We start from the raw sequence: 9,974 nt of genomic DNA on the forward strand, positions 1-9,974 counted from the left end.
ATGGACTACCCGCTGGCTCTGGCGCTCGTCGACTTCCTGCCCGTGCTGGCCATGGCGGCCGGGATCGCGCTGCTCGTGCCGTACATCGCCCGCACCGCCGGGCCGCTCGCCGGGCGGGCCGCGCTGGCCGGAGGCGTGCTGGTGGTGCTCGGCGGGCTGCTCAAGGCGGTGTGGAAACTGCTGGTGGCGGCGGGCGGGCCGGACGTCGCCTGGCTGGCCGGGGTGCAGTTCTACCTGTTCGGGCCGGGGTTCGCGCTGCTGGCATGGGCGGTGCTGAGCGGCCGCAGGCCTGGGCTACCTGGGCTGGCTGGGCCGGTTGGGTCGGCTGGACCGCCGTCGAGGCCGGGGCCGCCGTTCTGGGCGCTGGCCGGCTTCGCGCTGGCGGGCGTCGCGGGCGCGCTCGCCACCGGCGCCACCTGGCCGCTGCTGATCGTGACCACCGTCTGCGCCACGATCCTCGGGGTGCGGCTGCTCCTGCTGTCCCGGCATCCCGCCGGGCGGGCGCTGTTCGGCTTCAACCTGCTCGGCACGTACGTCATGGGGCTGCTCGCCTCGCGCCCCGAGCAGACCATCGCCCTGCAGTGGGTGGAGGAGACGCTCAACACGCTCATCTGGACGGCCTTCGCCGTGGCCGTCCAGCGGCTGACGCGGGAGGACGTTCCCGCCGGCGGCCGCTCCGAACTGACAGGAGAGACGCCATCGCCACTTCAGTGAGGCGGCTGATCGCCGCCCTCGCCCTCGCCGTCGCCGTCCTCGTCGTCCCCGCCTCCCCCGCCGGGGCCGCGCCCGCGTGGGTGAGCTCGTACGAGCTCCAGATCGGCGCGGACCCCGCGACCGTCTACCTGCCGCCCGGCAGGACCGAGCTGCCCGTCGCGCTGCTGCTGCAGGGCGGCAACGTGCCCAGGGAGAGCTACGGCCGCTTCGCCAGGACGGTCGCCGGATTCGGCTTCGCCGTCGCGGTGCCCGACCACCGGCGGGCCGTCGGGCCGGTCAGCGGGCTGTACCCGGAGAGCGCGCAGCTCGCCGCCACCGTGACGTGGGCCGCGCAGGAGAACACGCGCGCGGGCTCGCCGCTCGCCGGGCGGCTCGACGCCGACCGGCTGGTGCTGCTCGGGCACTCCTTCGGAGCCGCGGCCGGGCTGTTCGCCGCCGGGAACGCGTGCGTGCCGCCGTTCTGCTTCGGCCCCGTCTACCAGCGTCCCGCCGCGCTGCGCGCCGCCGCCTTCTACGGCGCCGCCACCGCCACGCAGGGCGGGCCCGTGGTGCCCGTGGCCAACGCCGGGGTGCCTGTCGCGCTCGTCCAGGGCGAGGTGGACGGCGTCAACCCGCCCGCCGCCGCGCGCGCCACCTACGACGGGCTGTCGTCGCCGCCGAAGGCGTACGTCACCGTGCACGGCGCCAACCACTACGGCGTCACCGACACGCAGACGCCCGCGGGCGCCCTGCCCGACCCCTCCGCGCAGACCGTCACGCAGGACGCCAGTATCGACGCCACCGCCAGGTGGAGCGCGCTGTTCCTGCGCGCCTCGCTGGGCGACGCGCTCGCCGCGGCCTACGTGTACGGCTTCGGCGACGGCTCCGACGACAGCGTCACCGTCGTGTCGGTGCGCGGCACATGAGCTCGGTGACCGTGGTGGAGGTCGGGCCGCGCGACGGACTGCAGAACGAGCCGGTCCTGCTCGGCACCGACGACAAGGTCGCCTACCTCGAGGCCCTGGCCGGGGCGGGGCTGACCAGGATCGAGGCGGTCAGCTTCGCCCACCCGCGCCTGGTCCCGCAGATGGCCGACGCCGAGCAGGTGATGGCCAGGGCGCCCAGGCGCGACGGCCTGTCCTACATCGGGCTCGTGCTCAACGCGCGCGGCCTCGACCGGGCGCTCGGCGCGGGCGTGGACGAGGTGAACGTCGTCCTGGTCGCCACCGAGACCTTCTCCCTGCGCAACCAGAACATGACCGTCGCCGAGGCCCTGACCTCCTTCTCCGCCATCGCCGGGCGGGCCTCCGGGGTGCGGGTGACCGCCACCGTCGGGGCCGCGTTCGGCTGCCCCTTCGAGGGGGAGGTCCTCGCCGAGCACGTGGCCGAGCTGGCGTGGCGGTGCGCAGAGTCGGGGGCGGACGAGATCGCGCTGGCCGACACCATCGGGGTGGGGGTGCCCGCGGACGTGCGGCGGCTGGTGGCCGCCGTGCGGGAGCGTACCTCGCTGCCGCTGCGGTTCCACTTCCACAACACCCGCAACACCGGCTACGCCAACGCGCTGGCGGCCGTGGAGGCCGGGGCTTCCGCGCTGGACGCCAGCAGCGGCGGGATCGGCGGGTGCCCGTTCGCGCCCGCCGCCACCGGGAACATCGCCACCGAGGATCTGGCCTACGCGTTGCGCAGGTCCGGGGTGGGGACGGGGGTGCGGATCGATCGGCTCGTCAGCGCCGCCGCCTTCATCGGGGAGCGGCTCGGGAAGCAGGTTCCTGCGCTGCTCGGCCGGGCGGGCGACTTCCCGCCCGAGGCCGCTTCCCCATCGCAGCCCGCGCAAGGCGCCGCCCCTGAGCGGCGCGGCTCCGGGCGGGGGGCCGTCGGGTGACGGTGCGGCTCTCGATCGCGGGCGGCATCCGCGAGGTGGCCGCCGCCTCGCCCGACGCCGTGGCGGTGGTGGACGGCGACCGGCGGCTCACCTACCGCGGCCTCGACGACCGTTCCAGCCGCCTGGCCAACGCCCTGCTCGCCGCCGGGCTGCGCACGGGCGAGCGGGTGGCGGTCCTGCTGGGCAACCGGCTCGAATACCCGGAGGTCGCGGCGGGCATCGCCAAGGCGGGCCTGGTCATGGTCCCGCTCAACCCCCGCTCCACACCCCCGGAGACCGCGTACGTGCTGGGCCACTCCACCGCCCGGGCCCTCATCGCCGACCAGGCGCACGCCACCGCCGTGGAAGGCGTGACGCTCCCGCCCGTGACGTGGTGCCTGGGCGGCGCGGGCCTCGGCCCGTCGTACGAGGCGGCCCTGGCCACGGCGGGAGCCGCCGACCCGCGGATCGGTACCGGCGACCTCGACCCGTTCTGCGTCGCGTACACCTCGGGCACCACCGGCAGCCCCAAGGGCGTGGTGATCAGCCACCGCTCCCGCTGCCTCACCTTCTACGCCTCCGCCCTGGAGTGGGGCCTGGGTCCGGGCCGCCGGACGATCGCGGTGGCCCCCATGTACCACGGCGCCGGGTTCGCGTTCGGCTACACGCCGCTGTGCACGGGCGGCACCGTCGCGATGCTGCGGTCCTGGGACCCGGAGCGGCTCCTGGCGATGATCGAGCGGGAGCGCGCCCAGTCGGTGTTCCTCGTCCCCACGCACGCCCACATGCTGCGCGCGCTGGGCCCCGCCGCGCTGCGCGCGCACGACCTGTCCTCGCTCGACACCCTGTTCTTCAACGCGGCGGCGCTGCCGGGGCCGCTCAAGGAGTGGGTGCTGGACACGTTCCCCGGCGTCGGCGTGCACGAGCTGTACGGCTCCACGGAGGCGGGCATCGTCACCGACTGCCGGCCCCCGGACGCCCGCCGCAAGCTCGGCTCCGTCGGCCGCCCCTGGTTCATGACCGAGATCAGGATCGTGGACGGCGACGGCAACCCGGCCTCGCGCGGCGAGCTGTTCAGCCGCTCCCCGTTCCTGATGAACGGCTACCTCGGCGACCCCGGGGCCACCGCCGCCTGCACCACCCCCGACGGCTTCCTGACCAGCGGCGACATCGTCGAACGCGACGACGAGGGCTTCGTCTACATCGTCGACCGCAAGAAGGACATGATCATCTCGGGTGGCGTGAACATCGCGCCGCGCGAGGTCGAGGAGGTCCTGGCCGCGTTCCCTGGCGTGGCGGAGGCGGCGGTGGTCGGCCTGCCGGACGAGCGGTGGGGCGAACGGGTCACCGCGTTCGTGGTCGCCCTGCCCGGCGTCCGGCTGGAGCCGGCGGCGCTGGTCGCGCACTGCCGTACCCGGCTGGGCGGGCCCAAGGTGCCGCGGGCGGTGGAGCTGGTCGAGGCGTTACCGAGGAACGCCGCGGGCAAGATTCTCAAGCGCGCGTTGAAGGAGAGGCATGCGCCCCCACGTTGAAGTGATCCACGAGGACGACTACATCTGGCACGCCGCCGAACTGGCCGGCGGCGAGGGCCGCGCCAGCGAGCGGCGGCTGTCGGTGGACGAGGAGGACGGCTCCTGCTCGCTGCGCGTGGACTTCCACACCCGCTGGGGCCGCGGCCCCGGCATCCACCACGCCACCACCGAGTTCTACGTGCTGGACGGCTCCATGACGTACGGGGGGCGGCGCATCGGCGCGGGCGGCTACCTGTACCTGCCCAAGGGGGTTCCGGCCGACGCGGTCACGTTCGCGGAGGGCACCAAGGTGCTGCACTACAGGGAGTACGGCGACGCCGGCTTCGACCCGGTGGACAGCCCCGGCGCGCCCCGCTGGGAGGGCGCCCGCGAGGACGTCATCGTCGTCGACTCCGCCGCGATGACCTGGGACGCGGTGCCCAACCCCGGGCCGATGCCCGGCCTGTTCATCAAGTACCTGCACGTCGATCCGGTCACCGGCTTCTACACGCGGCTCGTGCACGCGCAGGAGGGGTGGGCCGATCACCGGCTGGCGCACCATCCCTGCTACGAGGAGGCGTACACGATGCAGGGGTTGATGGAGTACAACTTCGGCACGCTGGACCTGGGGACGTACTTCTTCCGTCCCGCCCGCGTCAAGCACGGCCACTTCACCTCCCTGGAGGGCGGCGCCACCTGGCTGCTGCGCTCCGACGGCGAGCTGTACAACTGGTACACCGAGAACTCGTGGGTGCGGTGGGGCGGCGAGTCCATCAACTGGGGGCCCGGCGAGGGGCGCACGCGCTTCTCCCAGTCGGCGCACGACCTCGGCCGGGGGTCCACGCGGCGCGGCGACCACGATCGGGAGCTGCTGAACGCGTCGCTGGGCTTCGCGCGCTCGCAAGGGGCGACGGACTCCGACTGGTTCCCGCCCGGCCACGGCCCCGACCCGAGCCTGGTGGCCGTCGCCAAGGCCATGGACGCCGCCCGCCTGCAAGGCGGCCACTCCCATGAGCACAACCATTCTCATGAGCACAGGCATGAGCACGGGCATGAGCACTCGCACGACCATTCGCATGGAGATGCGCACGGGGATGCGCACGGGGATGCGCACGGGGATGCGCACGGGGATGCGCACGAGCCCAGCGACGAAGCCGGGCGCGCGCACGGGCAGTGGGGTGCGGGTCCGGCCGAGCTGGAGCACGCGCACGAACGCGAGTCGCACAACTGGGGCCAGGGCCGCCCCTGGAAGCCCGGCGACCCGGTGCCCGCCCCCATCATCTCCACCCTTCCGGTACGCAGCCGTTCCCGTGGACGATGGGACGGCGACGGCATGTGAGGAGAACGGATGACGTACGTGCGGCGGCTGGCCGAGTTCGCGGTCGCGTGCAGGGACGGGGAGCTGCCGGCGGCGGTGCGTGAGGACGTGCCGGGCCGGGTGCTCGACGTGCTCGGCAACTGCCTGGCCGCCTACGCCGACCCGGACGGCGACGCCGCTCCCGCGGTGCTGCGCGCCGTGCGGCGGTGGGGCGGCAGCGGCGAGGCGACCGCGATCGGGAGCGGTGACCGGCTGCCCGCCCCGTCGGCGGCGCTCGTCAACGGCACCCTCGCGCACGCGCTCGACTTCGACGACACGCACCTGCCGTCCGTGCTGCACCCGAGCGCGTCCGTGGTACCGGCGGCGCTGGCCGCCGCTCAGAGCATGGGCGCCTTCCGCACGGGACCGGCAACGCCCCGGAACCCGCACCCGTCCGGGGGCGAGCTGATCGCGGCGATCGCGGCGGGCATCGAGGTGTGCGAGCGGCTCGGCATGGCGTCCTACCTGCCGGAGGAGCGCAACTCGCGCTTCTTCGAGCAGGGCCAGCACGCCACCTCCATCTGCGGCACCCTGGGAGCCGCCGTCGCCGCGGGGCTGCTGTTCGGGTTGACGGCCGGGGGAATCGCGGACGCGGTGGGCGTGGCGGCCTCGATGGGCGCCGGGCTGATCGAGGCCAACCGCACGGGCGGGACGGTCAAGCGGGTGCACTGCGGCTGGGCCGCGCACGCCGGGGTGTCGGCGGCGGTGCTGGCCGCGGAGGGGCTGACGGGGCCGCCGACGGTGCTGGAGGGGCGGTTCGGGTTCTTCCAGGCGTGGCTGGGCGGCCGGTACGACGCCGAGGCGCTGCTGGAAGGGCTGGGCGAGCGGTGGGAGCTGCTGCGCACCGTGTACAAGCCGTACCCGACCAACCATTTCACCCACCCGGTCATCGACTGCGCGCTGGCGTTGCGGCGCGGCGGGCTGGATCCGGCGCGGATCGCAGAGATCGAGGTGGGGGTGCCCGCGCCGGTGTTGCGGACGATCGCGGAGCCGTGGGAGGAGAAGGTCAGGCCGCGTTCGCCGTACCACGCGAAGTTCTCCGCCCCTTACACGGTCGCCGCCGCGCTGCTGGGCGGTGGCGGGCTCGGGCTGGCGCTGGAGGACTTCGCGACGCTGGACCCGGCGCGGCTGGAGCTGGCGGGCCGGGTGCGGTGCGTGGCCGACGCGCGGGCCTCGGAGATCTTCCCGGCGGCGTTCGCGGCGGTGGTGCGGGTGCGGCTGCGTGACGGCTCGGCGCTGGAGCACCGGGTGGACTCCTCGCGTGGCGGCCCTGAGCATCCGCTGTCGGCGGCGGAACTGGAGACGAAGTTCCGCTCCAACGCGGGCCGGGCGCTGCCGCAGGAGCGGGTGGGCGAGCTGGCGGAGGCGGTGCGGAAGCTGGGGGCCGGGGGCGCGGCGGACGACGTCCTGGCGCGGAGCGTCCGCCTCGGCTGAGGTCGGCCCGCACCATGTCCTCGGCGAGTCCGTCCGGCACGCCGGGCACGCCGGCATCCTGCGCGAGGGCCTCGACGGCCGGACCGGGTCGCGCCCCCAATACGAGCAGGCGATCGACGAGGAAGCCCGTGCGGCCTACCGCGCGAAGATCGAGCAGGCCGCCAGGACGGTCGCGCCCATCAGGGCTTGACCACGATCGCGCCACCGTGGCCCCGCCCAGGTTCACCTCGATCGCGAGGCAGGAGTCACTGCTTGACCGTGAGCAGGCCGTACAGCTTGCTGATCTTCTCCTGGCCGGCGATGAGCGGCAGCGTGTCGAACGTCAGGTTCCAGTCGGTCACCTTGCCGCTCCGGTGGCCGAAGCGCTCGATGATGCCGAAGGTGATGTCACGGCCATGGCTGCGGACCGTGCCGTACCACTCCTGGTAAGTGGCGTTCCTGGTGCGGACCGTCTGCCCTGGTTCGAGCTTGCCGGCGGGGGTGCCGTCCTGGCCGGCCTCGAACTTGCCGACCAGCTTGCTGATGTAGGCGAGCTTGGCGGATCGGGTGCGCAGCGTGCGCTCGCCGAGCCCGATGCCTGACAGCGGCGCCGTGCCGACGCCGTCCACCAGCGCCTCGGCGTTCTTGCCGTTCCAGGCGGCGGCGCGGGCGAGCAGGTCCTTGGTCAGCCGGCTCACGCGCATCGCTTCGCCGGTGGCGCGTTCGCCGGAGTCGGTGATGCCGCCGAACATGTCCTCCAGGCGCAGCTCCGCGGGGGCGATCGGGTTGAACCAGGTGAACCTGTCGTAGTAGCGCCGTCCCTGCACCACGTCGCCGTCCTTGTTCAGCACGACGCGGTAGACGGCGGGGTAGTCGATGGTGTGACCGTGCACCACGATCCGGTTGTCGGCACCGTACATGACCGTGTTGCCGCCGATGGCGATGCGGGTCGGACGCATGTTGAAGGACGGGACGAGCGTCAGGCTGTTGGAGATCGACTTCTTGATGTTTTCCCTGCCCTGGACGATCGGGCCGGCCGCCTCCCAGAGGGTGGCGTCCTGCGACCAGAGCTTCTCGTACGCCGCCACCCGCGCGTCGAAGCCGTCCTCGGTACGCATGGCGCCGAAGGTGGTCTGCCGTCCGATGAAGGTACTGGCCTGCGCGGTCATCCGCCCCTCGATCTGCGGGGGCGCCGGTTCCTGGGCTTGAGCCGGAGTGGCCATGACACCGCTAGTGAGAGCACCGGCCACAAGGGCGAGGCTGAGGTTTCGCTTCACGTTCATGACCATCATTCAGCCCTGCATCGCCCATACCTGTCGATTACCTACCAAGTAGGCGGATTTCGCCCAGCGCATGGAGGTGGCCCGCTGCGGGCGGAGCGCGCCCGCTCACCCCACGAGATGACGCCTGGCGGGTGCGGATCCCGGCAGGCGGGGCCGGCTGCGGAGGTGCTCGTCGAGTGCCAGCGCCCGGTGCAGGGCGGGCAGGGCGGCGGCGGGGTCACCCGCTCGGGCGTGCGCCTGGCTGAGGTGGCGGTAGGCCAGGCACTGGACGTCGGCGGCGCCGAGGCGTTCCGCGGCGAACACGGCGGTCTGCCAGACCTGGACGCGCTCGCGCACGTGGCCGCGGCGCCGGAGCATCTCGTCCATCGACCAGGCGATCCGCCAGGCGTCCTCGTTGCGGTCCTGGTCGGCGGTCCAGCGCAGGAGGGACAGCAGGCAGTCGTGTTCCGCGTCGAACCACTCCAGGGCGTCCTGCTCGGTCGTCAGCGGGGTGAGGTCGACGCCGTGGGCGGGTGGGTTCAGGGGGATCGGGCGGCTGTGCGGAGCCAGGGTGAGCCGGCCGCGGTGGGCCGTGTGCAGGTAGTGGTCGATCAGCCGGCTCAGCGCGGTGGCCGAGGAGGCGGGGTCGGCCTGCTCGATCGCGTACAGGCGGGTCAGGTTGTGCAGGTGGTAGCGGCCCGGCCGGTGCTGGGTCACCAGGTGCGCGGCCTCCAGCAGGCGCATGAGGGTACGGGTGCGGGCGGCGGGGACGGCGGCCAGCGAGGCCGCCGCGGCGAGGCCGACGTCGGGCACCGGTGCCGGGCCGAGGGCCAGGAACAAGCGCTTGGCGTCCTCGGCGAGGGTCAGGCAGGAGGCGTCGAGGGCAGCGCGCAGGCTGGAAGTGATCTCGCGGTGCACGCGGGAGGCGGCGGCGTCGTGCGGGCCGGGGGCGTCGTGCCCGCCGGGGGCGGCGCCGTGCGGGCCGGGGGTCGCCTCGCCGGGGGCTGGTGTGTTCAGGCGGGTGGTGGTGGTGGTGCGTGGTGCGGAGGTGAGGGCGTCCGGGGGCAGGTGGGGCCGGGCCGCGACGAGGGCCAGCGTCAGTGGCAGGCCGGCGCAGTGGCGCAGGAGGTCACGGACCGCGTGGGGACGGGTGGCGCCGACGGTGCGGACGAGCAGCCGCGACGCCTCCTGCTCGCTCAGCCCTTCCAGCGGCAGCACCCGCCCGGCAACCGTCCCGTCCGGAGACCGGCGGCTGGTGACCAGGACGGCGCTGGAGGCGGTGCCGGGCAGCAGCGGCTCCACCTGCTCGACGGAGGCGGCGTCGTCGACCAGGACGAGCATGCGGCGCCCGGCCGTCATGCGGCGGTACAGCGCGGCCTGGGCCTCGGGTGCGGAGGGCAGGGTGCGGGGGTCGGCGCCGAGCGCGGCCAGGAAGCCGCGCACCGCGTCCTCTGCCGTCACGGGCGGGGTCACGGGGTCGGAGCCGCGCAGGTTGACGTGGAGCTGCCCGTCCGGGAAGAGACCGGCGTTGCGGTGGGCCCAGTGCAGGGCCAGCGACGTCTTGCCGGCGCCGCCGGTCCCGACGATCACGACCACCGCCGCGGCGCCGTCCGGCGACGGGGTTCGGCCGAGCCCGCCCAGCTCCGTGCCGTCCGGCGACAGCACCTCGTCGAGCCGGCTCAGCTCCGCCTCCCGCCCCTCGAACGGCTGCCCGCACACCGCCGGCAACTGCCTGGGCACCACAGCCGACGACACAGCGGGCGACACGGCGGGCGACACGGCAGGGGCTTCCGGTTCAAGGGGCGGCGGGGCGGTGTGCGCCTGCTCGAACCACATGTGCGTCCCCAATGCGACCTCTTGCCCTGATCGTCCGCGCC

The 9,974-nt window shown here is 74.1% G+C and carries 8 protein-coding genes; 6 read left to right on the forward strand and 2 right to left on the reverse strand.

The genetic code is table 11. The features are described from left to right. From FXF51_RS21280 to FXF51_RS21305, 6 genes are read left to right on the forward strand one after another with little or no spacing between them, the layout of a single operon-like run. The gene (locus FXF51_RS21280) at positions 1 to 714 is read left to right on the forward strand and encodes a hypothetical protein (RefSeq protein WP_148436285.1); all 714 of its coding nucleotides are present in this window, start codon (positions 1 to 3) and stop codon (positions 712 to 714) included. Then, positions 711 to 1,619 carry an alpha/beta hydrolase gene (locus FXF51_RS21285; RefSeq protein ID WP_148436286.1) on the forward strand — a complete coding sequence of 303 codons (909 nt, stop codon included), beginning with the start codon at positions 711 to 713 and terminating at the stop codon, positions 1,617 to 1,619. Before FXF51_RS21280 ends, FXF51_RS21285 begins: the two co-directional genes overlap by 4 nt. After that, positions 1,616 to 2,575, forward strand: coding sequence for a hydroxymethylglutaryl-CoA lyase (locus tag FXF51_RS21290; protein WP_148436287.1), 960 nt, complete (start codon positions 1,616 to 1,618; stop codon positions 2,573 to 2,575). The genes FXF51_RS21285 and FXF51_RS21290 overlap by 4 nt, the downstream gene beginning before the upstream one ends. Then, complete coding sequence (locus FXF51_RS21295; protein WP_262379710.1) at positions 2,572 to 4,086, forward strand: class I adenylate-forming enzyme family protein; 1,515 nt, start codon at positions 2,572 to 2,574, stop codon at positions 4,084 to 4,086. Before FXF51_RS21290 ends, FXF51_RS21295 begins: the two co-directional genes overlap by 4 nt. Next, positions 4,070 to 5,404 (forward strand): DUF4437 domain-containing protein, encoded by a 1,335-nt coding sequence (locus FXF51_RS21300; RefSeq protein WP_148436288.1) that lies wholly within the window; start codon positions 4,070 to 4,072, stop codon positions 5,402 to 5,404. The genes FXF51_RS21295 and FXF51_RS21300 overlap by 17 nt, the downstream gene beginning before the upstream one ends. Positions 5,405 to 5,413: 9 nt before the next feature. Then, on the forward strand, positions 5,414 to 6,856 hold the full coding sequence (locus FXF51_RS21305) for an MmgE/PrpD family protein (protein WP_148436289.1): 1,443 nt from the start codon (positions 5,414 to 5,416) through the stop codon (positions 6,854 to 6,856). Positions 6,857 to 7,101: 245 nt separating this feature from the next. On the opposite strand, the gene FXF51_RS21315 is transcribed toward FXF51_RS21305, so the two are convergent. After that, a complete protein-coding gene (locus FXF51_RS21315) occupies positions 7,102 to 8,058 on the reverse strand; it encodes a hypothetical protein (protein WP_148436290.1) in 957 nt (318 codons plus the stop codon). Between the two features lie 165 nt (positions 8,059 to 8,223). Continuing rightward, the gene (locus tag FXF51_RS21320; protein ID WP_148436291.1) at positions 8,224 to 9,933 is read right to left on the reverse strand and encodes an NB-ARC domain-containing protein; all 1,710 of its coding nucleotides are present in this window, start codon (positions 9,931 to 9,933) and stop codon (positions 8,224 to 8,226) included. Between the last annotated feature and the right edge of the window lie 41 nt (positions 9,934 to 9,974).

Source organism: Nonomuraea sp. PA05 (assembly GCF_008086045.1).
Taxonomy (GTDB): domain Bacteria; phylum Actinomycetota; class Actinomycetes; order Streptosporangiales; family Streptosporangiaceae; genus Nonomuraea; species Nonomuraea monospora.

Coding starts and splice junctions, on each gene's coding strand:
- FXF51_RS21280 (WP_148436285.1), top strand. CDS start 1: ATGGACTACCCGCTGGCTCTGGCGCTCGTCGACTTCCTGCCCGTGCTG.
- FXF51_RS21290 (WP_148436287.1), top strand. CDS start 1,616: ATGAGCTCGGTGACCGTGGTGGAGGTCGGGCCGCGCGACGGACTGCAG.
- FXF51_RS21300 (WP_148436288.1), top strand. CDS start 4,070: ATGCGCCCCCACGTTGAAGTGATCCACGAGGACGACTACATCTGGCAC.
- FXF51_RS21305 (WP_148436289.1), top strand. CDS start 5,414: ATGACGTACGTGCGGCGGCTGGCCGAGTTCGCGGTCGCGTGCAGGGAC.
- FXF51_RS21315 (WP_148436290.1), bottom strand. CDS start 8,058: ATGGCCACTCCGGCTCAAGCCCAGGAACCGGCGCCCCCGCAGATCGAG.
- FXF51_RS21320 (WP_148436291.1), bottom strand. CDS start 9,933: ATGTGGTTCGAGCAGGCGCACACCGCCCCGCCGCCCCTTGAACCGGAA.